Below are 18,967 nucleotides of genomic sequence, written 5' to 3'. Positions count from 1 at the left end.
TGAATGAAAATCAAAGAACTCAAACCAAAACCAAACAGATTTTCTAAATTTGAAGGTTAGAAATAATTCAAATTACCATATCGATGGCAAAAAAAAGAGGCGCAACTCTTGAAGAACATGAAAAGCGGAAACTCAATAAGGAAAGTTTGAGTAAGTTAGGGGGTATTTTCCGCTTCATATTACCATATAAGATTAATTTTTTTATTGGAATGCTTTTTCTTCTTCTTTCCAGTTTAACCCTTCTAACTTTTCCGTTTGTAGCTGGTAAATTGATTGATACAGCATCAGGTGAGGCCTGGCTTGTAAATGACATCAATAGTATAGCTCTGATTTTACTGGAGATACTCTTAATTCAAAGCATTTTCTCCTTCTTTAGGGTATGGTTGTTTGCAAAAGTATCGGAGCGAAGTATGAGGGATATCCGGATTGCTTTATACAGCAAACTTGTTCAGTTGCCCATGACCTTTTTTGACAAAAGGAGAACCGGTGAATTGATAAGCCGCATTACGGCTGATGTAAGTATGCTTCAGGATACTTTTTCGGTTACTTTGGCGGAATTGTTCAGACAGATTATCACCCTTGTGGCAGGAATAATATTTTTAATGGTGACCACACCAAAATTGACGCTATTCATGCTGGCTACTTTCCCTGTATTGATCATTATTGCCATGATCTTCGGGAAATTTATACGGAAGTTAAGCAAACAAACCCAGGATGAATTAGCAGCTGCCAACGTTATTGTAGAAGAAACATTGCACTCCATCATGACGGTGAAATCATTCGTTGGTGAGGAATATGAATCCAACAGGTATCGCAAAGGTCTTAATAAAGTAGTGAATGTAGCCCTTAAGGCTGCAGGGTTCAGAGGGGCATTTATTTCCTTTATTATTTTTGCACTCTTTGGAGGTATTGTGGCCGTCATGTGGTACGGTGCAACCCTGGTTGCTTCAGGGGATATGAGTATTGGCGATCTGGTATCCTTCGTACTTTATACCACCTTTATCGGGGGGTCAATTGCCGGATTAGGAGATATTTATGGACAGATTCAAAAAGCTATCGGATCCTCTGAAAGGGTATTGGAAATACTCCAGGAATCTCCGGAGGAATCCACTGCAGATCACGAGGCAATTCCTGTAAAAGGAACTATTCAATTTAAAAACGTCAGGTTTAACTACCCTACAAGACCAGAGGTAGAAGTGTTGAAAAACATCAATCTTACCATTCCAGCCGGTGAAAAAGTAGCCCTGGCAGGTCATAGTGGAGCAGGAAAGTCAACCATAATTCAACTTTTGCTCAAATTTTATCCTGTCCAAAATGGAGCAGTAGAAATTGATGGAAAATCCATTAAAGATTGGAATTTAAAGCAATTGAGATCCAATATCGGAATAGTACCACAGGAAGTATTGCTATTTGGCGGAAGTATCCGCGAAAATATTGCTTACGCCAAACCAGAGGCTACGGAAGAAGAAATCATCAATGCTGCCAAAAAAGCAAATGCATTGCAATTTATAAGCAAATTCCCTGAAGGGATGGATACCAAGGTGGGAGAAAGAGGAATAAAATTATCCGGTGGGCAAAGGCAAAGAGTAGCCATTGCCAGGGCCATTTTAAAAGATCCTGCTATTCTTATTTTGGATGAAGCAACTTCTTCTTTGGATGCTGAATCTGAAGCTTTGGTACAAGAAGCTTTGGATGAATTGATGAAAAACAGGACCACCATAATCATAGCCCACAGGCTGTCCACTATTAGAAAAGTTGACCGAATTTATGTCCTAAAAGAGGGTGAAATTGTGGAAAAAGGTACACATGAGGAGCTTACTCTTCAGGAAAATGGATTTTATGCGAACCTGGTTAGACTGCAGTTTGCCGAATAAAAAACAGGAAGATTAAAGGACATAAAAATTACTTCCTGATTCTACTCCAGACTTTTGTGGTAAACCTTGGCCTATCTTCCATTACATTCAAATCATCTTCACTGACTCTTTTCACACTTTCAATAGTGTAAAAAGCCTTATCATTCAAAGATTTGACCGTCTCAATATAATCCTTCAGGTCCTCCCTTTTCATCACGGTAAAAAGCAAATTAACCTTGCCGTACCTACCTTCTGCCCCGACATTGGTAAACCTGAAATTCTTTTCCTTCATATATTCAATCAATTCGGGCATGGGCACCGGAGTAATGACTCTTACCAAAACCCTTCCCAGCGCAAGTTTTTCCTCAATGGTCATACCCACATAGGTGCCCATGGCAAATCCACCAGCATAGCCCACGTAAGACATAGGGTTATTTACATTTTGGAAAATCTGTCCAATAGCCAATAACCAGATCATGGCTTCGAAAAATCCCAGAATAGGAGCAACATTTTTTTTCCCATTTAGAACAAACATGATCCTTAAAGTATTGATGGATACATCCATTACCCTTGCACAAAAAATAAGCAAAGGCATAATGGCATAATCAAATATTTCTTTTGGTATTCCTAATTCCAGAAAATACTCCTGCATCTCCTCAATTTTTTTACAAAGTTAATGGCTAAATCTTCCATTAACTATAAAAAAAAATATGCTTCTGAAAATTCCATATTTCTTTTATTTCAGACTCTTTAATTGAACATCCATCTCTCCTTTTGCCCGCAAAAAAATCTGGATTGTTTCAGCTGTATTGGTAATGTCCTCTACAACCAGATTTGGATTAACCACTTTGAAGGTGGCGAAGCCCGTTTCCAAATACCCTTGATGCGCCAATTCTGAACTTGCTCCTTTCAGGAAACCTCCCAAAGGAATTATGGCAAGCTTTTCTATTTGCTTTTGGATTTTTCTCCTTTTTGACTTAATCCCCCATCTAGCCAGAAAATCAGAAGTTTTAACATCAAATTCTACATTATCAAACTTCAGGCTTTCTGAATCTCTGTCGAATACAGGCATCCCTGCAAAGAAAATTTTTCCCTTAACTTCTTTTTTTTCATTTCTGATAGCTTTGAAATCCATTCCCAGCAAAATTTTATCTCCGTATTGTTGGGTTTTAAGGTTATCAGGTATCAGAACCGTATTCTTATCTGCCCTTATATTTTGACCTGAAATAGCTTTATTCAATTGTACATCCAAATCTTCGTACCTTAAAGTCAGGGGTAAAACGATGTCCAGAACATTATCTTCGTTTTCATTATCCTCAATATCGGGTAAGGGAACAGGTTTCAATTGGGGCTTAGCACCAACTTTTGAATGCATTTCTCCTTCTATACCTAAATAAAGATTCAATTTTTGATCTATTGAAACTTTATCCCTCACTTTTAATCTAGTTGGAACAGCATAAAAATGTACCTGTACTTCCCCAAATTCCAAAGAATAAGGTTCTGAGAAAGCATTCCAGGTTTCCTGGGCCATATTTTTAAAATCAAGTCTGCTCAGATTGGAAAGAGACAACTGCTTGTCGAGAACATTGTGTAGCTGCCCTCTCACTATTGGATCTAAGTCTATTTCAAATCCCAATAGATTATACTTCAAAGATCTCCCCCAATTGTCAATATTTAGATTCTTTACTACTAGATCCCAATTTTTACCAATCTCCGGAACAAAACTGATTTCCGGACTGATATTTTCATTGAAAGGAATACTGGTAGACAAAACCTGACCAAAAACCTTTTTCTCAATCTTTAAATCACCTTTAAGATTCATGGGGATTTTCACCTGGAGGGAATTATTTCCCAAAGCTCTAAGGGAAATTTTCCCAGTTCTGTTCACATCCAGATCAGCAAAAAGCCCTGACCCCAAATTCAAAGCCTTATCCGAAAACAATTGGCTGTTCCAGTTTTCATTGAGATTTTCCTCGAAAAGACTCAATGGGATACTTATAGGAACATTAATAATGGATTTTGCGGAGAAAACATCCTGATTTGTGGGAGCAGGGGGATTTTCAGGTTTTATGCTTTTGCAGGAACCCAATATCAATATGAAAAAAATGAGGAATAAAGGATATTTAGAGGACATTGTTTCTTATTAAACCTTAGATGGATAATTTTTAAGTTGCTATTATATGTGAAATTAGTTGTAAAACAACCTATTTTATTGATCAGGAAATCATGTGAACGGGAACTAATTTCAGGCCAAAGTTATTTGATTTTCCAAAGGATTAAGAATAATTAAGAAATGGATTGGATTAAATTGGAAAATTCCGTTCAATTGGAAGAAATAAAAAAAATTAGTGCTGAAAAGCCGGTTTTGATTTTCAAACATTCAACACGATGCTCTATTAGCAGTATGGCATTCGATAGACTGCTAAGAAACTGGAAGCAGGAGGATACAGAAAAGGTCACTCCTTTCTTCCTTGATCTCATCCGATACAGGAATATTTCAGACCAAATTTCAAATGAATTTGGGGTGTTTCATCAATCCCCTCAAATTATCCTGATTAAGGATGGACAGGCTGTTTACGACAACAGCCATATGGGTATCAGTTACCCCGAAATCATGAGTAAGGTTTAATTTTGGTTATGAAGGTTTCGAATGGGTCAATATTCCTTTGACAATCAATAATTGTGCTGTGATATAAGTTCCCATGACAATTACGCCTGATTCAGGGAAGGATTTGAAGAACATATTGATCGCCAATACAGCATCAGATATTAAAAACAAAATGGCTCCTATCATTACCTGCCAAAAACTTCCTGAATTAGTCTTTCGGAATCTTTCTCTTGCGGTGGTCGCCATCATGACGATAACAATTAAATAAATGACAACAGGTATTTGCATTTCCCCCAGGCCTCCTCGAATCAAATAATAAGTAAATGCAGCCAATATGTAAATTGGTAAATTCAGGAAAAATAACCTGATAAAATTGACCTGCCCTATTGCAAAAGGATTATGCTGGGCTACCTTAAAGCCAATGATATAGCAAATATGGGCCATAAGAAAAGCCCCCAATCCATAAAGAAATAAATTCGGAAATAACAACAATACATCCCCTAACCAGGAAAAAATCAAGGCGGATGAAATTGTTTTACGTAATAAAGTGCCATTAAACGCTTTGCTTGAAAAGAAAAAATAAAGCCATAACATGACCAAAATCAAAGGCTTGGAATAATACCGGAATTCTCTCTCTCCATTGGCAGTAAATAGGATATCCAGAATACTGACAATCAGGAATAAATAAAGCCAAATTATATTTCTGTTTTTCATTTTTATCCAATTTTTATCACTAAATATAAGAAGTTAATCCTCCAAAATCAGTTGTTTTTACACATTTATAAGCTTAACATTTGGGTAAAGATTTCTTAACACGATTCTGCTAAAAAAAAACTTATTCCTACAAATAGAGATAGAAAATCACATAAAAACAGATTGAAATGCAAAATTTTGTCTAAAAATAAAATTTCCTTCTTTTTTCAATGTTAAGAAATTGTTAAGTAAAATTGTGAATAAATGTTAAAATTTAACATTTACAAAAAAATAAACTTGGATATCAAGGTTACATTTGTATCCGGAAACAAAGACTATCACTAATATTTTAATTCAATTTCCACAAAAATCAAAATTATGAGGCAATCTTTACTTAAAAGTCTTTTTGCGGCTTTTCTGCTTGTTTTTGTAACAAGTATGGCATTTTCGCAAGGGGTTTCAACCTCCAGTATGACTGGTAGGGTAACCGATAATACCGGGGAAACACTTCCCGGTGCTAACGTGGTGGCCACTCACGTACCTTCCGGAACAAGGTATGGAGCAGTGACAAATATAGAAGGTAGATATACCATCCCGGGCATGAGGGTTGGTGGACCTTATACTGTAACAGTTTCATTTATTGGATTTGAATCCCAATCTGTTGAAAATGTTTACCTAAGCTTAGGTATTGCTGCCAACGTCAATGTCATCATGAGAGATGATGATGCTGAATTGGCAGAGGTGGTTATTTTGGGAGAAAAAAATTCAGTTTTCAGTTCTGACAGGACCGGAGCCACAACTGCAATTGGAAATGATCAAATCAACAGATTACCAACCATTTCCAGAAGAATTGACGATTTTACAAGATTGACTCCACAAGCAAGCGGTAACTCTTTTGCAGGTCAAGATTCCAGATTGAACAACATCACCATTGATGGTTCTTATTTTAACAATTCCTTCGGTTTGGGTAGCCAGCCTGGTGACAGGACTGGAGTTTCTCCTGTTTCCTTGGATGCTATAGAGCAAATTTCAGTTAACGTGGCTCCATATGATGTGAGACAAGGTAACTTTACAGGTGCAGGTGTTAATACAGTTACCAGAAGCGGTACCAATGAATTCTCAGGTTCTGCATATTATTTATGGAGAAATCAAAACAATGTGGGAACTCAAGCTGGAGAAAACACCTTCAATCCAGGAGAATTCAATTACTCTCAATTAGGATTTAGATTAGGCGGTCCAATTATCAAAGACAAATTATTCTTCTTTGCTTCATTTGAGGATGAAAATACAACGGAGCCAGGAACAACCTTCAGGGCCAATAATGGTAATGAGGATGCTGCAGGTAACGTAACAAGGGTATTAGCTTCTGATCTAGACCAATTATCAAATTTCTTAAATACCAACTTCGGTTATCAGACCGGTCCTTATCAAGGATATGACCACAATACTGCTGCAACCAAGTACTTGATTAAATTGGATTACAATATCAATGATAAAAACAAATTTAGCTTGAGGTACAACCACTTGGATTCGTCCACAGATGTGTTGCTTTCCAATTCCTCTTCTCTTGGATTTGGTGGCAGAAGATCCAACCTAAACGGTCTTAACTTCCAAAATTCAAATTATATCATCTTGGAAAACATCAGATCAATTGTTGGTGAGTTGAACTCAAGATTGAGGGATAACATGACCAACAATTTGATTATTGGTTACACTTATCAGGATGAAAGCCGTGATTCAAGAGGAACTTTCTTCCCAATGGTGGATATATTGAAAGATAATGCCGTTTACACCACTTTTGGATTTGAGCCATTTACTCCGAACAATGAACTGAGGTATAAAACTTTCCAGATTCAGAACAACCTTCAGATCTTCAAAGGAAAAAATGCTATGACTTTTGGTTTCAGTTATGAAAACTACCAGTCTGAAAACGTATTCTTCCCAGGTTCACAGTCTGCTTATGTGTATAATTCGCTCGAAGATTTCTACGCAGATGCGAATGCTTTCTTGGCAGGTACTACCCCAAATACAGAACTTAGAAGATTCCAGGTGAGGTATTCCAATGTTCCAGGACAAGTAAAACCTTTACAACCTTTGGAAGTAAACTATGCAGGTATTTATGGCCAAAATGAATGGACTGCCAGTGAACAGTTTAGCTTGACTTATGGACTTAGAATTGATGTCCCATTCTTTGGTAATACTGCATTGAGAAACACAGAAGTTGAAGGATTAAACTTCAGAAATCCGGCAGGTGAAAATGTAAGTTTTAGAACTGACAAATTACCGGATGCAAACATTCTTTGGTCTCCAAGAGTAGGCTTTAACTGGGATCTTTCGGGTGATAGAACTACCCAAATCCGCGGTGGATCCGGAATCTTTACAGGAAGACCGGCTTATGTCTGGATTTCCAACCAAGTAGGTAACAATGGTATCTTAACTGGGTTTGACAGATTGGACAATACTACAGATAGACCTTTCAACCCTAACCCTGATGCTTACAAACCAGCTACTGTGACCGGGGCTCCTGCTGAAAGGTATGAATTGGCATTGACAGAACCTGACTTCAAATTCCCTCAAGTGTGGAGAACCAATATAGCATTGGATCAGAGATTACCGTACGGAATTATCGGTACTGCAGAATTCATCTATAATGCTGATGTCAATGGCGTCAATTACTACAATGCCAACCTTGCTGCTCCAAACTTTAGATTTGGAGGTGCTGATCCAAGACCAAGATGGGTTGGAGGTAATTCAGCTACAAGGATCAACCAAAAAATTGATAATGCTGTAACCTTGAACAACCAAGCTATCGGTAATTCTTGGGTTGCTTCCATCTCCTTGGAAAAACCATTCGCAAATGGATTGTATGTAAAAGCTGCATACAGCTATGGTGAAGCTAAAAATACTGTTGACGCAGGATCAATCGCTTTTGGTTCTTGGAATAACAATCCTCATAACGGTGATCCTAATAACCCAACTCTTGGTTTCTCTGCCAATACAATGGGCCACAGAGCATTCACTGCCATCAGTTATAATAAGAACTTCTTCAAGTTCGGAAACACTTCATTCTCCTTATTCTGGGAAGGAAGAACCCAAGGAAATTACAGCTATGTTTATGGGGGTGACTTCAATGGAGACGGTGGTTTCTCCAATGACCTGATCTACATTCACAAAAACAAAGGAGAAATGATATTCCAGGAATTTACCTCTTCTGGTAGAACATTTACTGCTGCTGAACAAGCAGATGCATGGGAAGCATTTATCCAACAGGATAAATATTTAAGTGCCAATAGGGGAAAAGTTGCCACAAGAGGTGCTGCCTTCCTTCCAATGGTATATAGAGCTGACTTCTCATTTGCACAACAATTGTTTACAGACCTAGGAGGAAAGAAAAACACCTTGGAATTCAGAATTGACATTCTTAATGTTGGAAACTTATTAAACAATAACTGGGGAGGAGGTAACTTTGTAACTTCAACTTCTCCATTGATTCCAGCTGGCACAAATTCAGGTGGTGTACCTCAGTTTAGACTGAGAAACTTTGGAGATCAGTTGATTTCTACCACTTTCCAACCAACTGCCAATCCGGTTGACGTTTGGAGAATGCAATTTGGTTTGAGATATATCTTCAATTAATTGAAATTTGAAAAATTAAAGCCCTCAAGAAATTGAGGGCTTTTTTTATGGCTTTAAATAAATTGAATTTTAAATTAAGCATCTTATAAATTCCATTCATATGAAATCGATTAGCAGGAGAAGGTTCATTCAAAACAGTGCTTTACTTACAGGTGGCATATATTCATTGCCATATTTAGCTATCGCAGAAAAGAAGGAAAAACATAAATTCAATTTTACCCAAGTGAAGGGAAGAATTTCGGCAAATGGAACCGGAATTCCTCAAGTTTCCATTTCAGATGGAGAATATATTTACCAGTCTGATCAAGAAGGCAAATTTGAATTTTCAACAGATCAGCCATTTGTTTTCTTCAGCTATCCAGCAGGTTATCAATTGAATGTACTGAAAAACGGTTCAGTGGATTTTTTCAAAAAATTGGATTATGAAAAAAAATTGAACTTGGTAGAATTTTTCCTGGTCCCCAATCCTTATCCTGAGGAAGAGCATCATTTTATTTCATTGGCGGATCCTCAGTTACAGACTGATGAAGAAGCAAATTCATTTATCCGTGAATCTTGCACTGATCTGATAAAGACCAAAAATTTGCTGAATGATCCCAATTTATTCGGGGTGGGTTTAGGAGATTTAGTATTTGACCAATTTGATCTTTTTGAACAATATAATAAGGGCATCCAATCTACTGGAATCCCGTTTTTTCAGGTATTGGGCAATCATGATATAGACCTTTTGGCACGGTCAAATGAATTTTCCCAATACCCATTCACCAATCACTATGGTCCATCCTATTATTCTTTTAACAGGGGGCAAAGGCACTATATAGTGCTTTCAGATGTATATTTATTAGGTGACAAACAATATGTTGGTTACTTAAATGAAACTCAATTAAAATGGTTGGAGCAAGACTTGGAATCTGTAGATGAGGGTTCAGAACTGATTGTATTTTTGCATATCCCCTCCTATTCAAAAGTGGTCGAAAACAATCCAGGAAGAGACAAAAATAAAGAATCTTTGATCAATAGGGATGCCTTATATGAAATTTTGAAAAACTACAAAGCCCATCTCATATCTGGTCATGTGCATTGGAATGAAAATATTCTTAAGGAGAATATTTTTGAACACAATACAGCAGCAATAAGTGGCGCTTGGTGGGTGGCTGATATTTGTTATGATGGAACTCCTAGGGGTTATGGTGTATATAAATCTATAAATGAACTGTCTTGGTATTATCAAAGTATAGGAAAGGAAAAATCCTTTCAATTTAGAATATACCTACCTGGCCAGCATCCAGATTTCCTGGAGGAATATTGTATCAACGTGTGGAACTGGGACCCATCATGGAAAATAAGATGGAAAGAGGATGGGCTTTATCAAGGAGAAGCAAGGAGAGAAACCTCTTATGACCCTTTTGCCATACAGACTTTTAACCAAAGAAGCTCAGATTCTAAACATTCTTGGATAAACGCACAGAGGACGGACCATTTGTTTTTTTTCAAACCAAATTCTCTTAATTCGAAGTTAGAGATCGAAGTTATAGACAGGTTTGGGAACATTTACACTGAAAAATTGGAGTAATAGGGGCTGTTGAAGATTTTTAATCAATAATTATTGGAAATGTCCAATCGAATGGATTAATTGATTGATTATTTGATAAGCACCTTTTATTTCTTTGCTATTTAGGTAAAACATCCATGAGTTTATTCCATTTACAAACAAAAATTGGCAGAACCATCGAAAGAGATAATAAAGAATATCTTTATTTCAGTGGTACGGACTACTTGGGTCTTGCTGCCAATGTTGAATTTGAGGAATTGGTTATCAAAGGGATTCAAAGATTGGGCATAAATCATGGACTGAGCAGGATAAATAACGTCCGGCTTGATGTTTACGATCAATTTGAAACATTTTTTGCCGAAAAAGCCGGTGCTGAAAAAGGGTTATTGTGGAGCAGTGGTTACCTGGCTGGATATGCAACAGTCAATTATTTATTAGACGAGACGGATTATATTTTTATGGCGCCGGACACACATCCTGCCATATTGCCGGATGAACTTTCTCCTGATACATCCCAAACCTTTAAGCAATGGGTACAATATGTCCAGGAAATGACTGAAACTTTAAAACCCCAAAGGGTTTTGATTTTGGGAAATGCTGTAGATGCGCTTAAACCTTCCATTCATGACTATTCATGGATAGGACACCTCACCCGTAAACACCAGTATTCTTTTTTAATTGATGACAGTCATGCATTTGGTACTGTCGGGGATGATATATTTGGAACTTATAAAAAATGGAAATTTTTACCCGTCCAATTATTGGTTTCTGGTTCATTGGCAAAAGGATTGGGAATTCCAGGTGGTGTGACTTTAGGGCCTATAAGCCCCATCATTGGGATGGCCAATAGAAGGATATTTAGGTCCGCTTCACCGGCACCACAAGGATATATATGGGCTTTTTTAAATGCTCAGCATATTTATAAGCAAAGATTTGAAAAATTACAGGCCAACTCCCAATATTTTAATTCAATTACCAGAAATATTAATGGTTTGGAAGGCGAATTGGGTTATCCAATATTTTCATTCGAAAACAGGAAATGGGTCAGCTTGCTTGAAAACGAAGGTATCATTGTCAGTTCTTTCCCATATCCGGAACCGACAGATCCTTGGACAAATAGGATTGTACTTTCAGGCTATCACGAAAAGGCCGATCTTAAAAAACTATATGAAACATTGGAGAAAATTCAGGGACAATAAATGGCTGAATAAATCCAGGAAAGCATGAATTTAGTCTGCAATTCAAATAATACGATGAGGAAAATACATGTAGGGATATTCTTCATTTTCTCTTTGATCTATACTTCCTGCAAAGAAAACATAGAACTTCCATTCAAAGACATCCCTACCGAGTTTAAGGTCCTTAACAAGGTCGTAGATAATCCCGAAAAATATAAGGTTCAAATATTATACACTCGAATTGACAGAAATGAAAACAATGAACCTGAATTTAATGAGTTCAGCTTCAGTCTTGATGATGGCATTTATTTTTACCCCGCTTCCACAGTAAAACTACCAGTGTCCATTTTGGCTTTGGAATGGTTGAATGAGCAAAGGAATAATGACCTGAATAAGGAATCTATAATGCTGACTGATTCTGTAAGGCCTTCCCAAATTCCTGCCTACTATGACAGTTCATCTTTTAATAAGCAGCCTAGTATTGCTCATTATATCAAAAAAATCCTTCTTGTCAGCGATAATGATGCCTACAATCGCTTATATGAATTATTGGGACAGGATTATATCAATAGCAAAATGAAGGAAAAAGGCATGACCCATACCATTATAAACCACCGTTTGAGTATGCCTATGAGTGAAGAAGAAAACAGGTATTTTAACCCTATACATTTTGAAACAACCAATGGGGAATCAATTTTAGATCTTCCGGAAAGACATACAGAATCCGTATATGCTAATAATGATAACCCCGTTATTGGAAAATCCTATTACAGTGGTGGAGAACTGATTCAATCACCAATGGATTTCACCTACAAAAATAAATATTCCCTTTCAGACCTACATGGAACAATTAAAAGAATAATTTTCCCTCAAAAATTCATCGAGGAAGAGAGATTCCAAATACCAGAGATTGACCGGCAGTTTATTTTAAAATACATGTCCATGTTGCCCGGAGAAAGCGATTACCCACATTACAGTCTCCCGGAATACTATGACAGCTATTCCAAATTTTTCAAATTTGGCACGAATAAAAGCCCCATACCTGCTCAATTTAGGATCTTTAATAAAACTGGGAATGCCTATGGTCATTTGTTGGATGGTTCCTATTTTGTGGATTTCGATAATGGAATCGAATTTTTTGTTTCAGCAGTCATTTACACCAATGAAAATGAAATTCTGAATGATGATTCCTATGAATATGATGAAATTGCTTTTCCTTTTTTCACTGAGCTTGGAGAGTATCTCTATCAGTTGGAGCTGAACAGAAAAAAGAACCAAAAACCGGACTTAACAGAGTTTATTTTGGAATATAAGTGAGATGGGATAGAGGCTAAAAAACACTAATAAAGTAACCATCCCTGAAGATGGTTACTTTTTATTATTGACCATACTCTGCCATAAACTTATCCAAATCCTGAAGGGTGATAATCCCTTCATAGAATGCCCGTCCAAATACAACAGCAGTAACTCCCATATCCTTCAACCTTTTAAAGTCATCTGTATTTCTAACACCTCCGGAAGCTGCCAAATGGATAGTTGGGAACTTATCTACAATTTCTTTGTATAATTCGAAATTAGGCCCCTCCATAACCCCATCTCTGGTAACATCAGAGCATTTAAGATATTTCAACCCCCTTTCATAAAAAAAATCAATATGGTCAAAAAGGTCAATTTCTGTTTTTTTTGTCCAGCCTCTTACTTTTATCTTATGGTCATCCGGATTGGTATCTGCAGCAAGAAATATTTTTTCTCTCCCATAAGACATGATCCATTGTGCAAAACGCTCTGGGAAAGTTGCTGCAACCGATGCTGCAGTGATGGCATAGGCTCCATATTCAAAAGATTTCAATACATCTCCATCTGTAGCAATACCTCCTGTAAAATCCACCTTTAAGTCAGTATAGCCTGCTATGGCTTCCAAGATATGGTAGTTTTTTGGCGAACCTCTTCTCGCACCATCTAAGTCCACCAAGTGCAACCAGCGAATCCCATGGTCCTGGAATGCCTGGGCTATTTCGAGAGGGTTATTGGAAATTACTTCCTGTGTAGCAAAATCTCCTCTTTTTAACCGGACGCATTTTCCGTTCATCAACCAAATGGAAGGAATAATATCAAACATGATAAATTATTTAGTGCTAATTTGTATGATTTTGAAGTATTGGGAAAATAATAGTTATTAAATATAATATAAGATAGGTGTATTTGATGAATCAATAAAGAAAATTATTCGGAACAAAATCCAAAAAGTTACCTATTAACCATCTTAACCAATAAAATCAAAACTTTAATCTGGCTATTTTCCCATCAGGTCCTGAGGCCCAAATACTACTTTGGGATTTATCTAAAAAGACCGCATGAAATCCAACATCAGAAAACCTCTCCCAATCATGACCACCATTTTTGGAAAAATCCGAACCATTTGGGCCAACTGAGATAAGCCAATGGTGAAATGGATAATATGTTACTCCTGATCTATATCCTGAAGGAGGATTTCCTTCAGGAAGGGACCATGACTTTCCTTTATCCAGTGAAATCATGGCATTTTTCACTTTTGAATTTTCCTCCATAAAATCTCCTCCAACTGCAAACAATACATTCTGATCAATTAAAGTAAGAGAAAAAGCCCCTTGGGAGGGTTCCCCCTGAATTATTGGTGTTGAAAATTCTGACCAGTGAAATCCTCTATCAGGTGAATAGAATAATTTACTTTCCTCTCCTCCGCTGATAAACCATAAATCATCCTCATTGACCAATATCCCTGAACCACTTGCTGCAAAAGAACCGGATCCAATTTTTCCTTTTGGACTAGTTTCGCTGATAATCCAGGTCTCTCCAAAATCTTTGGTGTAAATTATCCTCCATAATCCATCAACGACATCACCGATAACAAACCCATGATTTTTATGAAATACCATACCATCGAAAAAATCTTTTTCTGAACCTTGAAATTTCTTTTCCCAGGTTATCCCTCCATCTTTTGTTTTATATATCACTGCTGGTTGACCAGCGGAAACGGCTACTGCTGTAGCCGCATCCAGGCCTTCAATATCTCTGAAGTCCACTGAGTCCAATCCATCAATTATTCCGGAATCCCAGGTTACACCTCCATCCAGTGTTCTCAACCAAATCCCTCCTGATCCACTGGCCCAGACAATATTGGAAGTTACAGGCGATAGCCCTCTGATGGAGGAATTTACCGATGTCTCCAACAGATCCCAGCCAAGAGGATTTTTCACTTCGGATTTTTTATTTTGTTTTTCACAGGAAAAAACAAATAACAAGACTAAAGGAAAAATTAAGGGTTTTAAATTTTTCATTTAAACTGATCAGCTTTTCTATAAGCTGCAATCAAAGCAACCTCGCCTTCTTTACCAGGAAATGCATTACCGTGTTCCATTCCCAAAATACCCTTAAAACCCTTATTATCAATAAATTTGAACAAATTTTGGTAATTGATTTCTCCAGTTCCTGGCTCTTTCCTTCCTGGATTATCCCCGATTTGTATGTATCCAATCTCATCCCAACATAATTCCATATTAGGAATAAGGTTTCCTTCATTACGTTGCATATGGTAAATGTCATAAAGAATTTTACAGGAAGGACTATTCACTGCTTTACAAATAGCATAGGATTGATCCGAATTTCTTAAAAAAAGTTCAGGGGTATCACTTAAAGGCTCCAGAACCATAGCAAGGCCATGGGGCTCAAATATTTCAGCACCTCTTTTTAAAGCTTCTATCACATTTCCGGTTTGGATTCCCAAAGGAAGTCTCCTTTCAAAGAAGCCCGGTACTACTGTGGCCCATTTTGCATTGACCCTTTTAGCTGCTTCAACCGACCTTTTACAGGTATTCACAAAATTTTCAATGAACTCCTGTTTACCAGTAGTTAGAGAAACTTTCCAATTGTCCCCACCATCCACGACAAAAACCCCCATTCTCATTCCCAACTGTTCCAAAGTCCTGCCAATTTTATTCTGATCTTCTACAGATCTGGTTAGAAGTCCATTATCTTCCAAAGATTTAAATCCCTGATCAGCCATAAATTTCAGTTGGTCTACCAAATCATCACCGGCATGAGCCTTAAACATGCCGAAATGTGGTGCGTAATCCAGATTAAATGCCGGATTGGCTTTGTTACTTCTGGAAAATGCATTGGCAGTTGAACTCACTGCCATTGCTGTTCCAACACTTGCAAAACCTATGTTTTTTAGAAAATACCTTCTTTCCATAACTAGATAACTTTTGTTTTACCAGGAATTGCATATGGATAAAAGCCATCTTCATCTGGCAACACTTTTGGCATGGCATCCCACGCCAATTTTTCAGGCATCAGGTCCATAGTGGAATTTAATGCTTCATCCCAGGTAATTTCCTTACCGGAATACGTCGCATACCTACCCAAAATAGCAGTCATGGTACTCTTCGCAGCATTTTCAGCATCTGCAAATTTGTATTCACCTTTTACAATAGCATCAAACAATTCATCATGTTCTACCTGATATGGATTTGGGTTGTTTTCCCTTTTATGGTTATATATTTCCTTCCCTCCCCACTCAGTTAACATTCCGTGATTTCCTGCACTGAGGTAAACATTTCCTTTTGTACCTTGAAATCGCTCATCCACCCTATTTGTTGCACCTGGAAAATGGCGGCATTCACTGAATATTACAGTTCCATCGGCATAGGTAAAAGTAATGGAATGGTGATCGAATATTTCTCCATATTCTTTACCGGTCCTAACTTGCCTGCCACCAGTCCCATAGGCTTTTACAGGATAACTGTTTTTTACCCAATTGGCTACATCAAGATTATGTACATGTTGTTCTACAATATGGTCACCACAAAGCCAATTGAAATAATACCAGTTTCTCATTTGATATTCCATTTCTGTCTGCCCTGGTTGACGGGGATTGACCCAAACACCACCATCGTTCCAATACACCTGACCTCCTATAATATCACCTACCACACCATCATGTATTCTTTTGATGGTTTCCCGGTAATTTTCCTGGTAATGTCTTTGAAGACCCACTACTACATTCAGCTTTTTCTTTTTAGCTTCTTCCGCAGCTGCCAGAACCTTTCTTATCCCGGTCGCATCAATAGCAACAGGTTTTTCCATAAAAATCTGTTTTCCTTGCCTGACAGCTTCTTCAAAATGATCAGGTCTAAAGCCTGGAGGCGCTGCCAGGATGACAACATCTGCTAATTTGATAGCTTCCTTGTAACCTTCAAATCCAACAAATTTTCTCTCTTCCGGAACATCTACTTTATCTTTGCCATATTTATTGAAAATAGGTTCGTAACTCTTGTCAATTCTATCCCTGAAAGCATCTGCCATGGCGACAAGTTTTATATTATGGCCAGTATCAAAGGCCTGAAAAACAGCACCTGTTCCCCTGCCTCCACAACCAATTACAGCAATTTTTATCTCATCAGACCCTGCAGCAAAGGCTCCTGGAAGGGAAAATGGCTGTAACATAAGTCCTCCGGTTACGATTGCTGAGGTTTTAAGGAAATCCCTCCTGGGATTTTTGTTAAGTTGTTCCATAGGTTTATCGTTAATGGTTAATAATCTGCTATTGGTGCTCGGTTGTAATACTTCATTATTTCTTCTTCACTGGGAGGATTTAAGGGTCTGACAACCCTTAATCCAAGAAATGGGGCCTCTGGAAACCACCATTGACTTTTCGGTATCTGAGGATCAATCCTTTTCCACTCTGCCTTTGAAAAAAATCTTTTGGAGGTTCTGAGTTCTTCAGGTGAACTTTTATAATTCCCCCCTCTAATTGCTCCGGGATATAAATTCTGAATCAGTACTTTTGGATCTTTTTCAATAGCATCTGTTCGTTTTTTATATACATCAGGTACATACTGATCGGCCGTCCATTCCATGACATTACCCAAAATGTCGTACAATCCCCAGGGATTTGCTTTTTTCTGTCCTATTTGATGGGTGATACCGCCACTATTTTCCTCGAACCAAGCAAATTCCCCCAAACTCTTTTCATCATCTCCAAAAAAGTATTTTGTCTGAGTTCCTGCCTTTGCTGCAAATTCCCATTCTGCTTCTGTAGGTAATCGGTAAAATATCCCGGTTTTTAAATAAAGCCATTTGCAGAACTGGATGGCTCCATATTGTGTCATTCCAATGGCCGGTTTACCTTCCTTTCCCATACCAAAAGTCATGTCCAGATAAGGGATACTTGGACGGCTAAGACCATCAACATGAGCGGGTAAGGGTTTATCTGCTATAGCCTGTTCATAATTTTTATCCAAAAACAATTCAAAAATATCCCAGGTTATTTCATGTGCCCCCATCCAAAATGGGGATATTTCTACCTCATGGACAGGTTGTTCATCTTCTTGGGAAAAACTGCCCATTTTAAATGTCCCTCCAGGAATTGGAACCATTTGAAATGTCTGCTTTGAATCAGGGATTTCCTGAGTATAAGGCTCAAACTGAATAAAAGGTAGCAACTTCCACGCAAACAAAAACGTGATAATAATTAAAGCTGAAGGCAAATAAATCGCCTTTAATATTTTTTGAAGATTATTCATTTGGTTCTAGTGAGAAAAAAGAAAATTAAAGCAAATCCCTAAGAATGAAAAGCAATTTATTCTATGAGGTTAATATTATGTATAAAAAAAGCAAAAATAATTGGCTTTCTTTTCTCCAATTTCAATTTTAGTCACCGCTCACATTCTTTTTACCACTTCCTTTTTAGGTATCTGAATACTCCACATGCCTCGAAGGTCACCCAATTGATGGCCAGTAGCTTTATCTTCAGGATAAAGTTCCTTCAGCTTTTTCTCCGTTTCCGGACTTATTTCTTTTCCAATATTTCCATGACAATTTAAACAGAGCGTGCTGGGAATTTGAATAGCTTTAGAATAAAAAAGAATTTCTCCATTTTCCAATTTTTGAATATTAGGTTCATTGGAAATATTATTTTCCAAATTGTAAGCATAGGCATCCAATATCAATTCCTCGAATTCGAGAGGTTTGTCATTTGGATTTCTGTAGCGATGGGAAGCCCTTCTTATCTTGACGTTATACCGGGAACCCACTTCATCTAAAATTGGTAATGCCCTGATATTACAAAAATCAATGGCTCCTGGTACTCCTTTTTCTTCAATAGCATTTTGCAATGCCGTTATCAATTGGTTTTGTGCTTCCAAGGAAATTTCATCCCCCCATTTCAAAGCTTCTTTTATCAAATCCGCTTCATTAACTTTCTTTATTTCCATGCTTTTGTTGACCTGATCAAAAACCTCTTTACTCACCTTTTCATTTGACCCACAGCCAAATAATCCGATTAAAAGTAAAAGAATGTAAAAATTTTTTCCCATAGCTTTATTGAATTCATTACTTAAAAATAGCGCATTATTGTGAATTTCTAAAAACTTAAATGCAGTTCATGCGATAATTAAACTAACAAATT

15 protein-coding genes are annotated in these 18,967 nt (G+C 37.4%); 6 read left to right on the top strand and 9 right to left on the bottom strand.

The annotated features are described in order from the left end of the window. The first annotated feature begins 83 nt into the window (after positions 1-83). Positions 84-1,874, top strand: coding sequence for an ABC transporter ATP-binding protein (locus tag ACFSKV_RS00260; protein WP_380799497.1), 1,791 nt, complete (start codon positions 84-86; stop codon positions 1,872-1,874). Positions 1,875-1,902: 28 nt separating this feature from the next. On the opposite strand, the gene ACFSKV_RS00255 is transcribed toward ACFSKV_RS00260, so the two are convergent. Further along, entirely contained in the window at positions 1,903-2,505 is a 603-nt protein-coding gene (locus tag ACFSKV_RS00255) for a DUF2179 domain-containing protein (RefSeq protein WP_380799496.1), read from the bottom strand. Between the two features lie 84 nt (positions 2,506-2,589). Further along, on the bottom strand, positions 2,590-3,987 hold the full coding sequence (locus ACFSKV_RS00250; RefSeq protein WP_380799494.1) for a DUF4403 family protein: 1,398 nt from the start codon (positions 3,985-3,987) through the stop codon (positions 2,590-2,592). 159 nt (positions 3,988-4,146) lie between these two features. Between ACFSKV_RS00250 and ytxJ the strand changes: the two genes are divergently transcribed. Further along, positions 4,147-4,482, top strand: a complete 336-nt coding sequence (ytxJ, locus tag ACFSKV_RS00245) for a bacillithiol system redox-active protein YtxJ (RefSeq protein WP_380799492.1) — start codon at positions 4,147-4,149, stop codon at positions 4,480-4,482. 6 nt (positions 4,483-4,488) lie between these two features. Here ytxJ and ACFSKV_RS00240 read toward each other — a convergent pair whose 3' ends face one another. Next, on the bottom strand, positions 4,489-5,175 hold the full coding sequence (locus ACFSKV_RS00240) for a lysoplasmalogenase (protein ID WP_380799490.1): 687 nt from the start codon (positions 5,173-5,175) through the stop codon (positions 4,489-4,491). Between the two features lie 357 nt (positions 5,176-5,532). Here ACFSKV_RS00240 and ACFSKV_RS00235 point away from each other — a divergent pair, with 357 nt between their 5' ends. The 4 genes from ACFSKV_RS00235 (at position 5,533) to ACFSKV_RS00220 (ending at position 12,837) form a co-directional block, all read left to right on the top strand. After that, positions 5,533-8,790: a TonB-dependent receptor gene (locus ACFSKV_RS00235; RefSeq protein WP_380799489.1), complete on the top strand. Its 3,258-nt coding sequence runs from the start codon at positions 5,533-5,535 to the stop codon at positions 8,788-8,790. A 100-nt stretch (positions 8,791-8,890) separates the two neighbouring features. Then, the gene (locus tag ACFSKV_RS00230; RefSeq protein ID WP_380799488.1) at positions 8,891-10,363 is read left to right on the top strand and encodes a calcineurin-like phosphoesterase C-terminal domain-containing protein; all 1,473 of its coding nucleotides are present in this window, start codon (positions 8,891-8,893) and stop codon (positions 10,361-10,363) included. A gap of 116 nt (positions 10,364-10,479) precedes the next feature. Continuing rightward, entirely contained in the window at positions 10,480-11,541 is a 1,062-nt protein-coding gene (locus tag ACFSKV_RS00225; protein WP_380799487.1) for an aminotransferase class I/II-fold pyridoxal phosphate-dependent enzyme, read from the top strand. Positions 11,542-11,565: 24 nt separating this feature from the next. After that, complete coding sequence (locus ACFSKV_RS00220; protein ID WP_380799486.1) at positions 11,566-12,837, top strand: serine hydrolase; 1,272 nt, start codon at positions 11,566-11,568, stop codon at positions 12,835-12,837. Positions 12,838-12,898: 61 nt separating this feature from the next. Here the strand turns inward: ACFSKV_RS00220 and ACFSKV_RS00215 are convergent, their stop codons facing one another. From ACFSKV_RS00215 to ACFSKV_RS00190, 6 genes are all read right to left on the bottom strand, one after another. After that, a complete protein-coding gene (locus ACFSKV_RS00215; RefSeq protein WP_380799484.1) occupies positions 12,899-13,639 on the bottom strand; it encodes a 1-(5-phosphoribosyl)-5-[(5-phosphoribosylamino)methylideneamino]imidazole-4-carboxamide isomerase in 741 nt (246 codons plus the stop codon). A 157-nt stretch (positions 13,640-13,796) separates the two neighbouring features. After that, positions 13,797-14,837 carry a WD40/YVTN/BNR-like repeat-containing protein gene (locus ACFSKV_RS00210; protein ID WP_380799482.1) on the bottom strand — a complete coding sequence of 347 codons (1,041 nt, stop codon included), beginning with the start codon at positions 14,835-14,837 and terminating at the stop codon, positions 13,797-13,799. Beyond that, the gene (locus ACFSKV_RS00205; protein WP_380799481.1) at positions 14,834-15,751 is read right to left on the bottom strand and encodes a hydroxypyruvate isomerase family protein; all 918 of its coding nucleotides are present in this window, start codon (positions 15,749-15,751) and stop codon (positions 14,834-14,836) included. Before ACFSKV_RS00205 ends, ACFSKV_RS00210 begins: the two co-directional genes overlap by 4 nt. 2 nt (positions 15,752-15,753) lie before the next feature. Beyond that, entirely contained in the window at positions 15,754-17,073 is a 1,320-nt protein-coding gene (locus ACFSKV_RS00200) for a Gfo/Idh/MocA family protein (protein WP_380799480.1), read from the bottom strand. A 17-nt stretch (positions 17,074-17,090) separates the two neighbouring features. Continuing rightward, positions 17,091-18,083 carry a formylglycine-generating enzyme family protein gene (locus tag ACFSKV_RS00195; RefSeq protein ID WP_380799478.1) on the bottom strand — a complete coding sequence of 331 codons (993 nt, stop codon included), beginning with the start codon at positions 18,081-18,083 and terminating at the stop codon, positions 17,091-17,093. Positions 18,084-18,221: 138 nt separating this feature from the next. Beyond that, entirely contained in the window at positions 18,222-18,875 is a 654-nt protein-coding gene (locus ACFSKV_RS00190) for a Tll0287-like domain-containing protein (RefSeq protein ID WP_380799477.1), read from the bottom strand. Between the last annotated feature and the right edge of the window lie 92 nt (positions 18,876-18,967).

The organism is Shivajiella indica, assembly GCF_042683085.1.
Classification (GTDB): domain Bacteria; phylum Bacteroidota; class Bacteroidia; order Cytophagales; family Cyclobacteriaceae; genus Shivajiella; species Shivajiella indica.
Note: the sequence above shows the minus strand (reverse complement) of the source record. Positions and strands in the feature narration are given on the sequence as shown.